Consider the following 18,774-nt stretch of genomic DNA (forward strand, 5'->3'; position numbering starts at 1 on the left):
GGCAGCATGAAAGCATACGTACAACTATTCGATCTTAAGCAAAAGGTAAACTACAAAACCGAGATCCTGGCGGGGCTCACCGTGGCCATGACCATGATCCCCGAGTCGCTCTCATTTGCCATATTGGCCGGCTTATCGCCCCTCACTGGGCTGTACGCCGCCTTTTTGATGGGCTTGGTTACCGCCATCCTCGGGGGGCGGCCCGGCATGGTGTCGGGCGGCGCGGGGGCTACCATCGTGGTGCTCATCGCGCTCAGCAAGGCCCATGGCGTCGAATACCTGTTCGCTGCCGTGGCCCTCGCAGGGCTGCTCCAGTTCCTCGTTGGTGTATTCCGCCTGGGCAAGTTCGTGCGGCTTATCCCTCAGCCGGTCATGTACGGCTTTCTGAACGGCCTGGCCGTTATCATCTTCATGGCACAGCTCGAGCAGTTCAAGGTTGCCGATGGTGGCATCACCACGTGGCTATCCGGCACCCCGCTGTACATCATGGGTGGGCTCACATTGCTTACCATTGCCATCGTGCTGGTAGTGCCGCGCCTTACCAAGGCCATCCCCGCCTCGCTCGTGGCCATCCTGGTGGTATTCGGCCTGGTGCTGGGGTTCGGTATCGACACCAAAACCGTGGGCGATATCGCCAGCATCGAGGGTGGTTTTCCCGCCTTCCACATCCCCATGGTGCCGTTTACGCTCGAGACCCTGCAGATCATCTTCCCCTTTGCGCTGGTGATGGCCGGCGTGGGACTGGTAGAGTCGCTGCTCACGCTATCCATGGTCGATGAGATCACCCGTACGCGGGGCAGCGCCAACCGCGAAGCGGTGGCACAAGGCACCGCCAATGTGGTCAACGGGTTCTTCGGCGGCATGGGCGGCTGTGCCATGGTGGCCCAGACATTGGTAAACCTCAATGCCGGTTCGCGTGCCCGCCTCGCGGCCATCATCGGTGCCGTTACCATCCTGCTCATCATTTTGGTGGGTGCACCGGTCATCGAACGCATCCCCATGGCTGCGCTGGTGGGGGTAATGGTCATGGTCGCCATCGGCACCTTCGAGTGGGTGTCGCTGCGCATCATCAACAAAATGCCCAAATCCGATATCTTCGTAGGCATCCTCGTGGCCGTCATCACCATTGTGCTGCACAACCTCGCGTTGGCGGTACTGGTGGGGGTCGTCGTGGCGGCCCTGGTGTTCGCGTGGGACAATGCCAAGCGCATCCGCGCACGCAAGCACATCGATGCCACGGGCGCTAAGGTGTACGAGATTTATGGGCCGCTGTTTTTTGGCTCGGTGACCGCCTTCCTGGAGAAGTTCGACGTGGAGAACGACCCCGAGGATGTCGTTATCGATTTCAGGGAGAGCCGCGTGGCCGATATGAGTGCCATCGACGCCCTCAACAAAATCACCGCCCGGTATTCAGCGGCCAACAAACACGTCGTGTTGAAACACCTGAGCGACGATTGCCGCAGCAAGCTTAAGAAGGCCGAAGGCATCATCGTGGTAACGCTGGCCGAAGACCCCACGTACAAGGTGGTGGCCGATCGGTAGCGCTGCGCTTATTTATCGTCGTAGTGTCCGTAGGCGGATAGTATATCAACTGTGACCGTTTGATCGATCACTTTATATACCAATCGATGTTTCTTGGAGATGCGTCTTGACCACTGGCCTTTCGCTTTATGTTTTAACTGTTCCGGCTTGCCGGTTCCGGTGTAGGGGTGCACGATAACCTCATTCAGTAATTGTGTGACTTTCTTGAAAGCGGGATGATCGGTTTTTTTTGAGGCGGGCTATATCTTTTTCTGCCCTCATGGAAAAGGTTAGTTTATAAGACATATCATAAAGACTCCAAAAAGGTTTGAAGTTCCGCTTGGCTTTTGATTGTTTTCACTGCTTTTCCCTGTTCAGCATCGTTAATCGCTTCTTTCAGGAGTTCTACGTTTCGTTTGTCCGCATAATACAAATCCCCCGATGGGCTAATTTCGAAAGGATCAATGCGGTACTCCACCGGTATTCTTAAAAAATCCTTCACCCAGTTTTCATCCAGAAATACACGGTCAGGAGCGTCACTTACGATAAGATTAACAAATTTACTGCCGCGCTTCACTACGACCCTTTCTTTCTCAGCGAGTTCGAAATATAACTTCATCCCACTGCGGATTTCCCGCGTTGTAATTACCTTCATAATCATTTATTTAATACACTTTTGTGTACACAAAAGTAGTAACATTTTATTGAATTTGCAAGTCCCCGCCGCCTATTGAGGGCAACCGCATTTAAAACTTGTCGTCATCGCGAAATGGTGTTGGATCGTGCGAGTTGAAGCAATCTTCGACCAAAACAGATTGGTTTCCTTCGGAGCTGCTTCGCGGTCGCTCCTTTTCACCGGCAAACGCGCTTGCTCGCAAGGACGATTAATCGTTAATATTTTTAAATGCGGTTGCCCTGCGCTTATTCTTTATCCCGGGTATTGCGCACCAATGAAATACCTGATAGGAAGAAAATGAGCCCGATGACCCCTACGACGATCAGCTCGCGGGTGCCGCCGGTCTGCTGTACCACCATGGCGCCCGTGTAGATGAGGCCCCCGATACCCAGCACGGTAAGGATGGTGCCGAAAATTCGCTTTACATTCATAGCTCTTGTTTTTGGCGTAACACTTCTGTCCATAGAACAACCGTTATCGGATTTTGTTGTTTTTGAATGGGTGTATCCTCTCCCGCGGAGCGGAAACTAAACTGCAAAACGTTTTCGGTTGAGGACAATTTTTATTGTTTTTGTCTTTCGCTGAGGACATTTTATGGAAACGTTGCACGAAAAATCCGGCATTCTGTTCGTTTAATCCCAATCTATTCCATGCGTTGTCTGCCCAACCCAAGAATGCCGGGAGCACCCGCGAAAGTTTTTTCTACCCCACCCCCCCCATGTTGCCACTTTTTCGGTATTACCTTAAAAGAGCAACATGGAAAACGAAGCATCACGTATTGCCGAACTGCTCCGCAAGTACCGATCGGGTTCGCTTTCGGAAGCGGAGAAGGCTGAACTGCTGGAATATGCGGAGACGCATGCGGGCACAAAGGCGTTGCTGCGTGATATGCGCCGCTCGTTTCGGGAAACGAACCTTGGCCACGTCGCTCAAGATGGTGCAGCCCATCATGAGGCGCTTGACGACACCCGGGCCACGCGCATGCGGGCCGACATCTGGCGGTGGGTTGCCCCCGAAAAAGCCATCCGCCGTCTTCCTCGGTGGCGCATTCCCGCGGCGGCCGTGCTGGTGTGCCTGCTGGGCGCTGCTTATTTCCTGCAGCGCAATGCTACCGAACCGGTCACCTGGCAGCACCTCGCCACCACGGCCGGCGAGCATCAACGCATCGTGCTGCCCGATAGCTCCGTGGTTTACCTCAATGGCAACTCTACCCTGTCTTACCCGCAAAAATTCAGCGGCGTGCAGCGCGTGGTACGTTTAGCTGGCGAAGCTTTTTTTGATGTATCGCACAACCCACAGCAGCCGTTTTTCGTGGTGGGGAAAGATTTTACCACCAAAGTATTGGGCACCGCCTTCAACGTAGATACCGACTTGGCACCCGGTATTGCTGTGGCTGAGGGAAAGGTCCAAGTGGTGCGTATACCACAAGCGACCGTACAGCAGACCTTGGATCGAGCGGCATCCTGGCAGGCGAGAGTTGGTCTGCGCCAACCCGTACGGGTAGAGGAGGCTTGGGCCACTAAAGGCCCACGCGACGAGGCGTTCGTCACCGCAGCGCAATATGTATTGGTAGATACCGTATCGGGTATACTGGAGGTCGGACAGGGCAGCGCTCCCAACTGGCGGGCGGGTGAGCTCGCTTTTTATAACGCCCCTATCGGGCGGATCGCCAAGCAGCTAACCCGTTACTACGGCGAAGAAATCGTGGTTGATGAGACCATCAGCGGCTGTGAAGTTACCCTTCCGGCCATGAACAAGCCGCTCGAACACGTGTTGAGTACGCTGGCGCGCCTGCGGCAGGGCAGCGTAGTGAAAATACAAGAAACATGGCATCTCCGAGGGCGGGGGTGCGGATCGTAGACTTCGATAACTAACCAACCTGATGATGAAGAAGAAAAAAGCCCCCGAATAATGGTATCACCGGCCCAAAACAACAAAGTCGGCAAAACCATGTTTCACCGACTCGTTCACTGAATGGTAAGTGCAACGCCAAGCCTGAGAAACTTGTTGCAGCTACCTGAGTCCATACAAATTATTTACCCTATTCAGTTATGCAAATATGCAAAAAATTATATGTTTAAGTAGTTGTATATCATCTAAATTCATTATGCGGTTATCGGTGTTTGTTTGCGTGTCGGCCATGGCAGTAGGCTTAGTGTTCGCTGCCAATCCCGGATATTCACAGCAAGAGCTAGAGAAACGGGCGCATGTTGCGTTCAACGGCCTGCCGCTCGCCAAAGCCTTGGAACAGCTGCAGCGGCAAACCGGCGTACCGCTGGCGTATCAGCCATCGGCATTGCCCGCGTCGCCCGAGGTTACCTACTCGGCTAATAAGAAGGTGAAAGCCATATTGGCCGACGTGCTTGGCAGGTATGACCTCACCTATGAGGTGAAGGACGGCTTCGTTTTACTCAAGCCGCAATCTAAGCATAGCCAAGCGACGCCGATTACCGCCGCTGTGCCCCAGCCCGCAGAGATTACCGGCAGCGTGCAAGATACGGCGGGCAACTTCCTCACCGGCGTAACGGTATCTGTAGCTGGCAACCCGCAGATTGGATCGGCTACCGACATCAACGGCCGCTTCGTGCTCGCCGCACCACCAAACGCCACCTTGGTATTCACCTACCTCGGCTACGTGGAGCAGCGGATCACGCCGGGCGCCCAGCGCACACTCACCGTGGTGCTTCAAGCTTCCGAAGAGTCGAGCCTGGACGAAGTTGTGGTGGTGGGCTTCGGCCAGCAGCGGAAAATCAGCGTGGTGGGCTCGCAATCCACCATCAAACCCGAAGAACTGAAGCTCCCCGTGCGCAACCTGTCCAACTCCATCATCGGCCGCATCCCGGGCATCATCGCTGTGCAGCGCAAGGGTGAGCCGGGGTATGATGGGTCCGACATCTGGATCCGTGGCATCGCCACGCTCGACGCCGGCCTGAGCCGGCCGCTGATTCTCGTAGATGGCGTGCCGCGCAGCTTCAGCAACATCGATCCCGAGGATATCGAAAGCTTCACCGTACTCAAAGACGCTTCGGCCACGGCCGTATATGGCGTGCGTGGGGCCAATGGCGTCATCATCCTCACCACCAAAAAAGGGTCGCCCGGCAAGCCGCGCTTCAACGTGCGCTACAACGAAGGCGTTACCCAATTTGTGAAGATACCCGAGTTTGCCGATGGCGCCACCTTCATGGAGATGGTCAACGAAGCCAACACCAACATGGGGCAGACGCCCACCTACTCGGCGGAAAAAATACAGGAAACCCGCGACGGTACCGACCCGTACCTGTCGCCCAACGTCGACTGGTTCGATGAGCTGTTCCGCGATTTCGGCCGTATGCGCTCCATGAACGCCAACATCGACGGCGGTTTCGACCGCGCCACCTACTACGTGGGCCTGGGCTACTACCAGGAGGAAGGGCAGTACCGCGACGTGGAGACCATCGACTACGACTTCCAGTCGAAAGCCAAGCGGTTCAACGTCACCACCAACCTCACCTTCAAGCCTACGGTCACCACCGATATCCAGTTGGGCATCCAGGGATACCTCATGGTGGGCAACTCGCCCGGCAGGGGCGAAGGCACCATCTTCGGGGCCGCGTATGAGCGTACGCCCATATCCTTCCCCGCGCGGTACCCCGATGGGCGCATCGGCGACCTCAGCACCAGCGGCCTCACCAGCCCGTACGCGCTCCTCACCCAAACCGGGTATTCCACCTATTGGGACAACAACGTGATGTCCAACCTGCGTATCACCCAGCAGCTGCCTTTCGTGCTCGACGGCCTGTCGTTTACGGCCATGGCTTCGTTCGATGCATCCAACTACAACAAACAAAACCGCACGAAAGCATCCGATACCTGGCATGCCGAGCGCCGCAATGCCGAGGGCGAGCTGGAGTTCATCCAGAAATACACCGGATCACGCTTCCTGAGCTATAACAAAGAGGCAGCAGGATCGCGGCAGCTGTACGTCGAGTCCGCGCTGAACTACGTTAAAACCGTGGGCGACCACAACGTTACGGGCATGTTCCTCTTCAACCTCAGCGACCTGTCCAATTCGCAGGCAGACAACCTGGAGTCTTCCCTGCCTTACCGCAGTCTCGGTATCGCCGGCAGGGGCACCTATTCCTTCCGGAATAAATACCTCGGCGAGGTCAACTTCGGCTATAACGGGTCGGAAAATTTTGCGCCCGAAAAGCGGTACGGCTTCTTCCCATCGGTGGGCCTCGGTTGGGTGGTCTCCGAAGAGCCTTTCTTCGAAGGTGTCAAGCCGGTGATGAACTTTCTGAAACTCCGCGCCACCTGGGGCAAAGTGGGCAACAGCAACATTGGCGGCCGCCGCTTTGCCTACCTCAATACGGTATATGAGAATGTAGACGGCTACCAATTTGGCAAAGACCAGAGTTACAACTATACCGGCAAGGCGCAGAATGAAATCGGTGTCAACGTGGGGTGGGAAACCTCCACCAAGTACAACCTCGGCATCGAAGCCTGGTTTTTCAACAGCATGTTGAATGTCCAGGCCGACCTGTTTAAAGAGCACCGTGAAGACATCTTCCTGCGCCGGCAGGGCCTGCCGGGCTACCTCGGTGTGCGCAACGCGCCCTACGGCAATATCGGCAAGGTAGACAACCAGGGCATCGAAGGGCAGCTCACTTTCCAGAAAGTGTGGGGCGACGTGCGCCTGCAAGTGTTGGGCAACTTCACCTTCAACCGCAACGAAGTGGTGGAAGACGACCGCCCCTGGCCCTACGAATGGCAGTACCGCAAAGGGCGCAAGGTCGGCCAGAACTTCGGCCGCATTGCCCTCGGTTACTTCGAGGATGAAGCCGAAATCGCCAACGCCCCCTTCCATACCGGCACCGTGCGGCCGGGCGACATCCGCTACAAAGACATCAACGGCGACGGGAAAATTGACAGCAACGACGAGGTGCCCATCGGTTACGGCGACATCCCCGAGATCGTCTATGGCGCCGGCTTCACGTTCGGCTACAAGGCCTTCACGCTGTCGGCCCTCTTCCAGGGCATCAGCAACGTGGATATCCTCGTTAACGGCGAGGGCGTCTTCCCGTTCCGGTTCAGCACCAACAACGGCAACCTGATGAGCAACATCGGCGACCGGTGGACCGTGGAGAATCCCAACCCGGATGCGTTTTACCCCCGCCTGAGCATCGGCGAGCTCAATGCCAACAACGTGACCAGCACGCACTGGCTGCAAAACGGCCGATACCTCCGCTTGAAATCGCTGCAGTTCGCGTATGACCTCCCCAAGGCCTTCGTGGCCAAAGCGGGCTTGCGCGGTGCCAGCCTCTTCTTTTCGGGTATCAATCTGCTTACCCTGTCGGAGTTCAAACTCTGGGACGTCGAGTTGGGCAATGGCCGGGGGTCTACGTACCCCAACGTGGCCACGTATAGCTTCGGCGCAACCCTGAATTTTTAAGAACTATCAAGAATAACGAATGAGACGCATATATCTTTTATTGACCACCCTGTCGCTGTCGCTTCTGCAGGCGTGTAACAGTTTTTTCGATCAGATGCCCGACGACCAGCTGACGCTGGACCTGGTGTTTCAGAGCAAGCAATATTCCGAAGAGTTCCTGGCCCACGCCTACAGCTACGTGCGCGACGAAGCCGACCGCAAGGGCGGCGTGCCGTTCGATCCGCTATCGGACGACTTCGATGTGCCCTATAGCGAGTCGCCCGCCTATCCCTTGAATATCGGCAACTGGAACGCCGCTTCGGGCAATTACAATTTTTGGCACGACTATTACCGGGGCATCCGCCAAGCCACCTATTTCATCCTGCACATCGACGAGAACCGCGAGTTGCAAGGCATGGCCGGCGGCCCCAAGTTGATCAAGCAATATAAAGCCGAAGCGCGGTTTCTGCGCGCCTTCTTCTATTTCAACCTGTTGCGGCAATACGGCCCGGTCATCCTCATCGGCGATGAGATCATCGCCAGCGACCTGGAGGGGGGCGACCCCAAGATGAACCTGCCCCGCACGCCGTACGACGCGTGCGTGGACTACATCGTCAGTGAACTCGACCTGGCCGCCGCGGACCTGCCGCTACACTTCACGGCGCAGAGCGAACGCGACTACGGCCGCGCCACCAAAGTGGCCTGCATGGCCGTAAAAAGCCGCCTGCTGCTCTATGCCGCCAGTCCGCAGTTCAACGGCAACCCCGAGTATGCGGGCGTTGCGAACCCCGACGGTACGCCCCTGTTCAACACCCAATACGATGCCACCAAATGGGAGCGCGCGGCCAAGGCCGCTAAAGACCTGATCGACCTCGATATCCTGGGGTTGTATAAAGTGGCCGGCGACGACGGCAACATCGACCCCTACCGTTCCTACCGGGATATCTTTCTTACTCCCTGGAACAACGAAGTGCTCTTCGCCCGCAAAGGCACCGACCTTGGCTGGCCTTACGAGAAGCATATTGCGCCCCGGCCCATCGGCGGGTGGCCCAGCTACTCCATCACGCAGCAGCTGGTGGATGCCTACGAAACCGCATCCGGCAAGCGCATTGACGAACCCGGTACCGACTACGTCGAAAATGGCTTCTCACAAGCCGACGGAAAGTATACCGAAGCGGGCACCTACATGATGTACGTCAACCGTGAGCCCCGGTTTTACGTCACGGTGCTGTACAACGGCGCCTATTTCCCGTCGCATGTGAACGGAGCGCAGCGCATGGAATTCTTCAAGACCGGTTCGTCGGGCCGCGACGGCGCGCGCGACTATCCCCACACGGGCTACGTGGTGGGTAAAAACGTCTCGCCCAACTCCGACGTGCGCAACTCGCAGTTCATCGCCCGGCCATATATCCTCTACCGCTATGCGGAGGTGTTGCTGAGCTACGTGGAAGCGCTTAACGAATCGTCGCCGGGGCATCCCGATATCGCCACCTACCTCAACGCTATCCGCGAGCGGGCCGGCCTTCCGGGCGTGCCCGAGAGCCTGGGCCAATCCGAAATGCGTGAGCGCATCCGCCACGAGCGCCGAATCGAGCTGGCCATCGAAAACCTGCGCTGGTCAGACACCCGGCGCTGGAAAATCGCCGATCAGACCGATGGCGGCGAATTCTGGGGCATGAATACCGGCGCGGGCACATCGCTGCACGACCCCGCTTATTACCAACGGACCGTCTTTGAACGGCGGGTGTTCCGCAAGGAATATTACCTGTTCCCCATCCCGCAGTCGGAAATGGACCGCAACAGCAATCTCGTACAAAACCCCGGTTGGTAACTTAAAAAGACATTAAACATGAACAACATCAAGAATATATCCATCGGCTTGGGCATGGCGTTACTGACGCTGGCGTGTGGTAAAGACACGGGTTTCGAAAATCCCGACCGTTTTGCGCAGGTTTACATGACACAAGCCTACGACCTGCCCAACATCAAAAGCCTAGCCATCGAATCCGATGCCCAGCCACTCTATTTCGGTGCGTCTTTCGGCGGGGTCAACTACCCGTCGCAAGACATCCGTTGCCGCTTTGAGATCGCCTCCGAGCTGGTGGCCGACTATAATGCGGCCAATTTCACGGCCTACGAGCTGCTGCCCGAGGCGAGCTATACGGTAGAAGACTTGGAAGCCGTACTTAAGCAAGGCGAGCTTAGCTCCGAAGTGCTGCGCATCGATGTACATACCGAGCATGAAAGCATCGACGCCCGTAAGCAGTACATGCTACCGGTGCGGCTGGCTGCCGCCGAGGGCGGCCAATACCCCATCAACGAGCAACTCCGTGTCACGTACTTCGTGGTGCGTACGGCCTATACCGAGCTGTCTAAAACCTCGTGGGAGGTTGTCAGCTTCAGCTCCGAAGAAACCGTAGGCGAAGGCCCCGACAACGGCCACGCCAAACACGCCATCGATGGCAATCCGGACACTTTCTGGCATACCCAGTACCGCGATGGCAATCCGGCGCATCCCCACTACCTGGTCATCGATCTGGGCAGCACGCAGGCTGTGCACGGCTTACGGATATTCGGCCGCAGCAGCTGGGCACCAGGGCGCCCGTTGGATATCGAAATACTGGTGAGCGACGACGAGGTCAATTGGGTAACTGCCGGCGCGTACGCATTGGATGGCGATGTGGCCGAAAATGAGGTGTCCTTTATCGACAACGGACAGAAAACGATCGATGGGCGATACATCAAAATCGTGGTCAACCGGTCGTTCACCGATTCCAACCACACCTGTATCGCCGAAGTGGAGGCATTTTGATGAGAATGACAGCCATTACCTTGCTTTACCTGGCTTGCGCCGGAGCACATACCCACCTGGTGAACTGGCATTCATCCAAACGCATATGGATTAACATGAGGGTGAAATTTCACATAAACATGCTAGCGCTGGCGTTAACCCTATCCGGTCCGCACGTTTCCAACGCAAAGGGCGTCACCGCAGACCGCATTGACGTCACCGCCTATGGCGCCCATCCGGACGACGACAGCAACGATGCCGACGGCATCCGGCAGGCGATGGCTGCCGCCCGGAGCCAGCCCGGCGCGACGGTCTATTTCCCGCCAGGTGTGTACCGGTTCAGCGATGATGAGGCACGTCGCATCGAGTACGAGGCTATCAGCGGCCAGTATGGCGAAGATGTGCAAGGTCGCTTATTCAAGCCCGATGCCCCTTACGTCATCGCGTTAGACCTCGCCGATAGCCGGGGAGTGACCGTAGAAGCTGCGGGGGCGACCCTAGTGCTTGAAGGGTGGTATGAGGCCGTTTCCATCACTGATGCCGCGAACGTGCAGATCAACGGGCTCACCATCACCTACAAGCGACCACCCCATACCATCGGGCAAATCACCGCCGTGGCCGATGACCATTTCGATATGCAGGTGGACACCCGCCGTTATGCGATGCTCGACAGCGCGGTGACCGGCCGCATCCATTTCTACGATGTGTCGAAAGCACGCGTATATACTGGTGCCTGGCACGATAAAAAGGAGTGGCTCAACGATACCACCATCCGGGTATTCTCGGGGGCCCGGCCGCGGGCGGGCGACCTGTGCATTTTAAGGCATTCGGCACACTACCGGGCGGGAATTCTCATCAAGGAATCGAAGCATATCATCCTCCGGGATGTCACCATCCATAGCCAGCCCGGTATGGGTGTGGTGGGCCACCGCAGTGAAGACATCTTCTTGCATAACCTACAGGTCATCCCCGAACCGGGCAGTGTGGTGTCTACCAACACCGATGCCACGCACTTTACCAGTTGCAAAGGCCGCATCGTGCTGGATGCCTGCAAGTTTGGCGGACAGGGCGATGACTGCACCAACATTCACAACTATTATTACACGCTGTATCCGGATGCCACGCGCAAGGGCTGGGTCGACATCGCGGTGGAGCAGGCGGATCTCCATGCACTCTCGCTGGATTTCCCCGACGTGGGCGACACGCTGTCGCTGGTGGATCGGGAATCGTTAAAGCCGGTAACCACGTATACGGTACGTGGCGTAGACACCAGCCACGGGGAGTGGCGGGTGTCCGTGCAGCTCGACCGGCCGCTGGTGGGCGATGGGGCCGGTCATTTCCTCACCAACGAATCCCGCAGGCCGGCCGTGGAAATCACCAACAATACGGTGCGTAGCCACCTGGCGCGCGCGTACCTCATCAAAACCAACCGGGTACGTATCGCCGGCAATACCATCCAGCAGAGCAGTGGTACGGCCATCCAGCTTGGTGCCGAAAGCGGCTGGCGCGAAAGCGGTCCGGTAACCGACGTCGTCATCGAAAACAACTGGATCGTGGATTGTGGCTACGGCCACGGCAGGCAGACCGGCACGGCCGTGAATATCGACGTATCCGGGATCGACGGTCCGCCCCCGCCGCTCAACAAAAACATCATCATCCGCAACAACACCATCCAAGCTACAGGCGTGCAAGCCATCTACGTGTCGGGCACGGATGGTGCTTCCGTGAGCCACAACGCCATCAGCGGCAGTGACCGTGCCGTGCTGGTAGAACACAGCGCCAACGTAACCGTACACGGCAATGGCCCACTTCCGGTAACCATTAAAAACACCAAACACGAATGAAAACACAACTTAGTTTCCTCTATGTCCTTGCCATCGCTTTCAGCACACCTAACGTCCTCAACGCACAGCAGCGTTGGCAAATCGATGCAGACGGCAGCATCCGGTGGGAGGTGGGCATCGATATCCCGCATTACGACCACATTGAAATGAGTGGGCAGTACCTGTCGGCCGTGTTGCGCTACGGCGTCAATGCAGACGGGTCGTTCAGCCTGGAGCGATCGCTTGTGTGGCCCATGCTGCGCACCATCCCAAACAATACCCACGCCAGCCTCATGCGGCGGTTTGGCATCGACTTCGTGTCGCAGCTGCAGGTAAATGGCCGGTCGCTCACCCGCGAAACCGTCCACTCCATGCGCCTCAATGGCCTGCTTACCGTGGTCAGCGAGCTGGGCACGGGCGATAGGCCCACGGATAAGGGCCCTGCGCTCGTAGAGCTTACGCGCACGTACTTCCCCGCAATGGACCAGCCCGTTTTCTGCGAACGCTACGCCATCAAGAACATCAGCGACCACACCCTTGAGCTCGTTGTGCCCACGCAACAGGCCGTGTACCATACCGACCCTGCTAAGGGCGTATCCGGCAGCTACACGCTCCTTGCACAGCTCCATGCGCCACCGGGCGAGGTGCAACATCTCAAGCCGGGTGAGGTTTGCTACTTCGACGCGGCGATCCAAGCTTATAGCGGTCACCAAGCAGCCGCGACAGTGGATGTGGCGGCGGCCGGGCAGGCGCGTACCGCGTTCGTAGACCAGCTATGGTCTAAGCTCGTGTTCGATTCGCCCGACGAGACGCTCAACACCGCGTTTGCCTTTGCCAAGATCCGCGCGGCCGAAAGTATTTTCAAGACCAAGGGCGGGTATATGCACGGGCCGGGTGGCGAGTCGTATTACGCCGCCATCTGGGCCAACGACCAAGCCGAGTACATCAATCCGTTTTTCCCGTTTCTACATTACGATATCGGCAACGCCTCGGCGTTGAACGCCTTCCGCCATTTTGCTCGGTTCATGAATCCCGAATACAAGCCCATCCCCAGTTCGATTATCGCTGAGGGTGATGATACCTGGGGCGGTGCCGGTGATCGTGGAGACGCGGCTATGATTGCGTACGGTGCCGCCCGTTACGCCCTTGCCCGGGCAGACCGAGAAGAGGCTGAGGAACTGTGGCCACTGATCGAGTGGTGCTTGGAATTTTCAAGGCGGAAAATCAACGACCACGGTGTTGTGGAGTCTGACAGCGATGAGCTGGAAGGCCGCTTCCCGGCAGGCGACGCCAACCTGTGCACGTCTTCGCTGTATTACGACGCCCTGCTGTCGGCCGCCTACCTGGCAGAAGAACTGCAGTTGCCGCGCCGGGCCGCCAACGACTATCGACGCCAGGCGAAACGTATGCGTGCGGCCATCGAACAGCACTTCGGCGCCACGGTAGAAGGCTTTGAAACCTATCGCTATTACGAAGGTAATGATGTGCTACGGTCGTGGATCTGCATCCCCCTCACGGTGGGTATCTACAACCGGGCGCCCGGCACCATCGATGCGTTGTTTTCGCCCCGCCTGTGGACCAACGACGGATTGCTCACGCAGGCCGGCACAGAAACCTTCTGGGACCGCTCTACGCTCTACGCCCTCCGGGGCGTCTTCGCTGCGGGCGAAATCGAAAAAGCATTGGCCTACCTCCAGCATTATTCGGCCACCCGATTGCGGGGCGAGCATGTACCGTACCCCATTGAGGCTTGGCCCGAGGGCAGCCAGCGCCACCTTTCGGCCGAGAGCGCCCTGTTTTGCCGCATCTTTATCGAGGGCATCTTCGGCATCCGGCCTACCGGCTTCCAGCGGTTTTCGATGACCCCGCAGCTGCCCGAAGGGTGGGATCACATGGAGCTCAAGCAGGTCGGTGCGTTCGGTGAGCAGGCGTTCGATATCCGGGTAGAGCGCCAGGGCACCCAACTTACCACCACGTTGCTGCGTGGCGGTACACCGTTTAAAACATACACGTTGCAACCGGGGGAAACCATCGAGGTGGCCCTGTAAGGTCAGCTGATACTGTAAACCACCGCCAAGAACACCACAAACACCTCATTCCTATGGAGGTGTTTTTTTATGGCTTGTATAGCCAGCGTCATGTGTTCTTTTACGGTATAGTAGGAGATGCCCAGTTGTGCGGCAGTCTCCCGGTAGGTTAGCCCGTCCATGCGGCACATCCTGAATATCCGCTGTCGCTGCGGGGGCAGTGCCTGTATCGCGTTTTCGAGCACGGTGTCGTATTCCCGGTGCTGCAAAATCGTATCCACCGCCTGCTCCATCAGCGCCGGGGATGCGGTGGCCACGCCTGCTTTCGCTTTTTCGCTTTTCGCGATGGCCTGGAGCTCGTTGAAGACTTCGTTGCGGGTAATGCGGAATAAATACCCCACAAAGGGCCGCTTAGGGTCTATCCGGTGGCGTGTTTCCCAGACTTTCATGAACACGGTCTGCGTAACGTCTTCGGCAAGGTCTTTATCGCGGAGGTAACGGTAGGCAAAGGCAAAGAGCTTTTTCTGAAAAACATCATACACCGCCATGAAATCCTTCCGCGAACCCGCGCTAAGGCCAATCAGGGTTTCTTCCGCAATGAGGTTTTCTGTTTGTATCATTTCTTTGTCGTCCGGCCAGCGGAGCGAGGTTAAACTGGAATGACCAAAGATAGTCGATTTGAAAACGAAATCAAAGAAATTCCGATTGAAATCAAGCCGGCAAGACAACACCGTATTCAACCAATTGCTCCATCGTAACACCACATTTTGTTCGCCCACCTAAAAAAGTTACTTTAGCAGCCAGCAAGTACTTTATATGAACAGAAGAACCTTCATTGCCCAATCTGCCGCGGCCACCACGGCACTGGCCGCCGCGCCGGTCATCAACGCCTTCGGCGCCACCGCGGATGCCGTGTATGGCCACAACGGTATGACCTATAAGCAAGTAAAGGGCTGGGGTGTGCTCGATAACGCCAAGCACCCGGTAAACGACTGCCATGAGATGGTGCAAGACCGGCGCGGGCGCATCCTGCTGCTCACCAACGAAACCAAAAACAACCTCCTGGTATACAACACCCGTGGCAAGCTGGTCACCAGCTGGGGACACGATTTTCCTGGTGCCCACGGCCTCACCCTGGCCGGCGAAGGGCGCGATGAATTCCTGCTCATCACCGATACGGCCAAGCACCAGGTGTATAAAACTACCCTGGAAGGGAAGGTGCTGTGGACTCTCGACGTGCCGCTCGAATCGGGATTGTATGACAAAGCCGAGGCCTTTATGCCCACCGAAACTGCCGTGGCACCCAATGGCGACATCTACGTGGCCGATGGGTACGGCAAGCAGTATGTGATGGTATACAGCGCTGAGGGCAAGCTCAAAAGCTGGTTCGGCGGCAAGGGCGAGGGCGACCAATACTTCGAGACTGCCCATGGGGTATGCATCGACCACCGTACGCCGACCCCCACGCTGCTGGTTACCGACCGGCCGCGCCAATGCTTCAAGCGGTTTACCCTGGCGGGCGAGCTCCTGGAGATCATTTCGTTGCCCGGCGCCTGCGTATGCCGGCCCGTTATCCACGGCAACCACCTGTATGCCGCCGTGCTGCGTTCGCCCGATATGGATACCGCCGGCAGCGGCTTCGTTACCATCTTAGACCAACACAACCGTGTAGTGAGCAATATCGGCGGCACAGCTCCTAAGTACGTCGGCGATCAGCTCCAGCCCATGGCGCAGCAGACGCCGTTGTTTGTGCATCCGCACGATGTGTGCGTAGACCGCGATGAGAACCTCTACGTTGCGCAGTGGGCTTCCGGCAAGGTGTATCCGTATAAGTTTGAGCGGGTGTAGTAATGACGAGATGCCTTTTTACGGTGCTTCTCCTTTCCGCCTGTTTATTCTCCCGGGCGCAAGATGAAAGGGCCGCCGTAGTGTCGTTCGAAGACGCCTACAAACGCGTATATTCCATTACCAGGCTCGATTCTGTGCGCCCGCAGATCGATGGGCAGCTCAACGAGGCCGTGTGGCAGCACACCGGCGAATGGTCGGCCCCCTTTTCGCAGGTCATCCCCTTTGAGCGGGTACACACCGGGTCGTGGACGCGCATGAAGATCTTCTACGACGACCAGGCCCTCTACATCGGCGTATACTGCAAAGATGAACACCCCGAAACCATGAATGCCTTTATCGGCAACCGCGATGATAATAGCAATGGCGACCTCATCAGCATCGCTTTCGATACCTACCACGACTACCGCGTAGCGCCCGAATTCAACATCAACCTCGGCGGCAATAAAACCGACCTCACCGTTACCGACAAGCTCTCGGTAAACCTCAGCTGGAACGCCGTATGGGAAGGGCGCACCCACATCAACCTCCCCGATTCGAGCTGGACCGCCGAGCTGCGCATCCCCTTCAGCCAGCTGCGGTACAACCAAAACGATAGCGATGGCATCTGGGGGCTGCACGTGCGGCGCATCATCCGGCGCAACAACGAGGTGCAGAACTGGAGCCTTATCCCCATCAAAAACAACGGCCACGTCTTCTCGTTCGGCGAAATGCACGGCATGACCGACCTGCCCAAGCCGCGGGGCATCGAATTTGCGCCCTACGCCATGGGCAAGCTCACCGTAGAACCCCGCGTGCCGCAAAGCCCCTTCCAGCAGGGCAGCCGGTGGGGGGGCACCGCCGGCCTCGATGCCAAGGTGGCCCTGCAGGATTTCACGCTCGACCTCACCTTCAATCCCGACTACGGCCAGGTGGAGGTAGACCCCTCCGTGATGAACCTGTCGGCCTATGAAGTTTTTTACGACGAAAAACGGCCCTTCTTCCTGGAAGGGAAGCACATCCTGGAGTTCGACAACAACGACGGCGGCATGATGTTCTATTCCCGCCGCATCGGCGCCATGCCATCGTACCAACCACAAGGCATCGACCAGGAGGCAAGCTTTGCCAGCACGCCCAACTTCATCCCCATCATCGGGGCGCTCAAGCTCACGGGCACCAACCGCCGGGGGCTCACCGTAGGGCTGCTGGAAAGTGTCACGGCCCAAACCGCCTCCCGCGTAGAGCGCAACGGCGTGCGCAGCAAGGAAGCCACCGAGCCCCTTACCAATTATACCGTGGCGCGGATACAGAAAAACTGGGACGGCAACACGCTGCTTGGCGGTATGGTTACCGCCGTAAACCGCCACCTTGCCCAGCCCCACCTGCGCGAGGCGCTGGTGGCGAATGCCTTCACCGCCGGGATAGACGTGACCCGCTATTTCGCCAACCGCCTCTACTATATCGATGCCAAGGGCATGTTCAGCACCCTGCAGGGCTCGCCGGCGGCGCTGCTCAAAACCAAAACGAACGCCGTCCACTATTTCCACCGCCAATCGGGGGCCGACTACCTCAGCCTCAACCCCGATAGCCACTCCATGCACGGCACCGGCGGCTACGTAAAGGTGGGGAAAAAGGGAAACGCCCAGTGGAACTTCTCCCAGCTGTTCAGCTGGTCGTCGCCGGGCTTCGACCTCAACGACGTGGGGTACATGAAACAGTCGGACTATACCCTCAACGAGTCGGAAATCGCCTTCCGCAAAACCGACCCCTGGGGCCCGTTCCGCTTTGCGGGGATCAACCTCACCCAGCGCAACGTGTGGAACTACGGCGGCGATGCCGTCAACAACGACGTGGCCCTGCGCTGGCGCAGCCTCAGCATCGGCAGCCGCATGGAAATGGACGTGAAAGAAACCTTCAACTGGCACACGGTAGATAGCCGCCGGCTGCGGGGTGGTCCGGACTTGCGGTACGGCGCCAACTTCGAGACCAACATCAGCCTCGGTACCGACCGTGCCAAACGGGTGGTGTATAAGCTGGTTTACGATGGGCGCCATTACCTGGCCGAGGAGACCGGCTACAACCAGGTGCATCCCGGTGTCATCTTCCGCATCGGCAACCATATGCGTCTGGCGGGGCAGTTCGATTACGCGTGGAATAAAGACAACCTGCAATACGTGGGCAGCATCCCGCCCGCATCGGCGGATGGCGCGACGGCCTACGTAATGGGCCTGATGAGGCAGCGCACCTACGGCGTTACGCTAAACATGCAGGTAAACGTTACCCCCGATATCTCCATCCAGTACTACGGTTCGCCCTTCACGTCCGTGGCCACCTACAGCGACTTCAAGCTGGCCACCGATACCCGGGCGCGCCGCTATGCCGATCGGTTCCGGCCACTGGCCGAGGGCGAGCTGGCTTTCCCCGATCCGGACTTCAGCTTCAATGAGCTCCGCTCCAACCTGGTGGCCCGCTGGGAGTACCTCCCCGGCTCCACCCTCTACGTGGTGTGGCAGCACAACCGGTCGCAACAAGATCCCTTCTACCAGCCCGGCTGGGAGCATAACTTCGACCGCATGCTGGCCCTGCCCGCCACCAATGCCTTTATGGTTAAAATCAACTATTGGCTTAGCCGTTGAGCGCTTTTTCTGTGGCATCTGGAGAAATGGAATGTTTTTTGCTTCTTTCGTGGCACATGTTAAACT

Annotated in this window: 12 protein-coding genes and 1 pseudogene; 9 read left to right on the plus strand and 4 right to left on the minus strand. The window is 57.6% G+C overall.

Going from position 1 to position 18,774, the window contains the following annotated elements:
* Positions 1-6 precede the first annotated feature (6 nt).
* Positions 7-1,542, plus strand: coding sequence for a SulP family inorganic anion transporter (locus U9S71_RS10835; RefSeq protein WP_326327438.1), 1,536 nt, complete (start codon positions 7-9; stop codon positions 1,540-1,542).
* A gap of 8 nt (positions 1,543-1,550) precedes the next feature.
* Here U9S71_RS10835 and U9S71_RS10840 read toward each other — a convergent pair.
* The 3 genes and pseudogenes from U9S71_RS10840 to U9S71_RS10850 form a co-directional block, all read right to left on the minus strand.
* Positions 1,551-1,760: pseudogene (locus tag U9S71_RS10840) on the minus strand (Txe/YoeB family addiction module toxin); the annotation flags it as partial.
* Positions 1,761-1,828: 68 nt separating this feature from the next.
* Positions 1,829-2,176, minus strand: a complete 348-nt coding sequence (locus U9S71_RS10845) for a hypothetical protein (RefSeq protein ID WP_326327439.1) — start codon at positions 2,174-2,176, stop codon at positions 1,829-1,831.
* A gap of 266 nt (positions 2,177-2,442) precedes the next feature.
* On the minus strand, positions 2,443-2,628 hold the full coding sequence (locus U9S71_RS10850) for a hypothetical protein (RefSeq protein ID WP_326327441.1): 186 nt from the start codon (positions 2,626-2,628) through the stop codon (positions 2,443-2,445).
* Positions 2,629-2,953: 325 nt separating this feature from the next.
* On the opposite strand from U9S71_RS10850, the gene U9S71_RS10855 reads away from it, so the two are divergent.
* The 6 genes from U9S71_RS10855 to U9S71_RS10880 all read left to right on the plus strand — a co-directional run bounded on the left by U9S71_RS10855 (position 2,954) and on the right by U9S71_RS10880 (position 14,269).
* Positions 2,954-4,057 (plus strand): FecR family protein, encoded by a 1,104-nt coding sequence (locus U9S71_RS10855; protein ID WP_326327443.1) that lies wholly within the window; start codon positions 2,954-2,956, stop codon positions 4,055-4,057.
* A gap of 280 nt (positions 4,058-4,337) precedes the next feature.
* Positions 4,338-7,628 carry a SusC/RagA family TonB-linked outer membrane protein gene (locus U9S71_RS10860; protein WP_326327444.1) on the plus strand — a complete coding sequence of 1,097 codons (3,291 nt, stop codon included), beginning with the start codon at positions 4,338-4,340 and terminating at the stop codon, positions 7,626-7,628.
* 19 nt (positions 7,629-7,647) lie between these two features.
* Entirely contained in the window at positions 7,648-9,438 is a 1,791-nt protein-coding gene (locus tag U9S71_RS10865; protein WP_326327445.1) for a RagB/SusD family nutrient uptake outer membrane protein, read from the plus strand.
* Between the two features lie 18 nt (positions 9,439-9,456).
* Positions 9,457-10,419: a discoidin domain-containing protein gene (locus U9S71_RS10870; protein ID WP_326327446.1), complete on the plus strand. Its 963-nt coding sequence runs from the start codon at positions 9,457-9,459 to the stop codon at positions 10,417-10,419.
* Positions 10,419-12,242, plus strand: a complete 1,824-nt coding sequence (locus U9S71_RS10875; RefSeq protein ID WP_326327499.1) for a right-handed parallel beta-helix repeat-containing protein — start codon at positions 10,419-10,421, stop codon at positions 12,240-12,242. Before U9S71_RS10870 ends, U9S71_RS10875 begins: the two co-directional genes overlap by 1 nt.
* On the plus strand, positions 12,239-14,269 hold the full coding sequence (locus U9S71_RS10880) for a glucosidase family protein (protein ID WP_326327447.1): 2,031 nt from the start codon (positions 12,239-12,241) through the stop codon (positions 14,267-14,269). Before U9S71_RS10875 ends, U9S71_RS10880 begins: the two co-directional genes overlap by 4 nt.
* Positions 14,270-14,271: 2 nt before the next feature.
* Here the strand turns inward: U9S71_RS10880 and U9S71_RS10885 are convergent, their stop codons facing one another.
* Entirely contained in the window at positions 14,272-15,027 is a 756-nt protein-coding gene (locus tag U9S71_RS10885) for an RNA polymerase sigma factor (RefSeq protein ID WP_326327448.1), read from the minus strand.
* 37 nt (positions 15,028-15,064) lie between these two features.
* On the opposite strand from U9S71_RS10885, the gene U9S71_RS10890 reads away from it, so the two are divergent.
* Positions 15,065-16,096, plus strand: a complete 1,032-nt coding sequence (locus tag U9S71_RS10890) for an NHL repeat-containing protein (RefSeq protein ID WP_326327449.1) — start codon at positions 15,065-15,067, stop codon at positions 16,094-16,096.
* 2 nt (positions 16,097-16,098) lie between these two features.
* Entirely contained in the window at positions 16,099-18,708 is a 2,610-nt protein-coding gene (locus U9S71_RS10895; protein ID WP_326327451.1) for a DUF5916 domain-containing protein, read from the plus strand.
* Positions 18,709-18,774 lie beyond the last annotated feature (66 nt).

The sequence above is a fragment of the Parapedobacter flavus genome, assembly GCF_035818675.1.
GTDB classification, from domain to species: domain Bacteria; phylum Bacteroidota; class Bacteroidia; order Sphingobacteriales; family Sphingobacteriaceae; genus Parapedobacter; species Parapedobacter flavus.

Bases quoted from the DNA above. Each gene is read 5' to 3' on its own strand.
- U9S71_RS10855 (WP_326327443.1), top strand. From the start codon at position 2,954: ATGGAAAACGAAGCATCACGTATTGCCGAACTGCTCCGCAAGTACCGA.
- U9S71_RS10850 (WP_326327441.1), bottom strand. From the start codon at position 2,628: ATGAATGTAAAGCGAATTTTCGGCACCATCCTTACCGTGCTGGGTATC.
- U9S71_RS10890 (WP_326327449.1), top strand. From the start codon at position 15,065: ATGAACAGAAGAACCTTCATTGCCCAATCTGCCGCGGCCACCACGGCA.
- U9S71_RS10865 (WP_326327445.1), top strand. From the start codon at position 7,648: ATGAGACGCATATATCTTTTATTGACCACCCTGTCGCTGTCGCTTCTG.
- U9S71_RS10845 (WP_326327439.1), bottom strand. From the start codon at position 2,176: ATGAAGGTAATTACAACGCGGGAAATCCGCAGTGGGATGAAGTTATAT.
- U9S71_RS10870 (WP_326327446.1), top strand. From the start codon at position 9,457: ATGAACAACATCAAGAATATATCCATCGGCTTGGGCATGGCGTTACTG.
- U9S71_RS10880 (WP_326327447.1), top strand. From the start codon at position 12,239: ATGAAAACACAACTTAGTTTCCTCTATGTCCTTGCCATCGCTTTCAGC.
- U9S71_RS10875 (WP_326327499.1), top strand. From the start codon at position 10,419: ATGAGAATGACAGCCATTACCTTGCTTTACCTGGCTTGCGCCGGAGCA.
- U9S71_RS10895 (WP_326327451.1), top strand. From the start codon at position 16,099: ATGACGAGATGCCTTTTTACGGTGCTTCTCCTTTCCGCCTGTTTATTC.
- U9S71_RS10835 (WP_326327438.1), top strand. From the start codon at position 7: ATGAAAGCATACGTACAACTATTCGATCTTAAGCAAAAGGTAAACTAC.
- U9S71_RS10860 (WP_326327444.1), top strand. From the start codon at position 4,338: ATGGCAGTAGGCTTAGTGTTCGCTGCCAATCCCGGATATTCACAGCAA.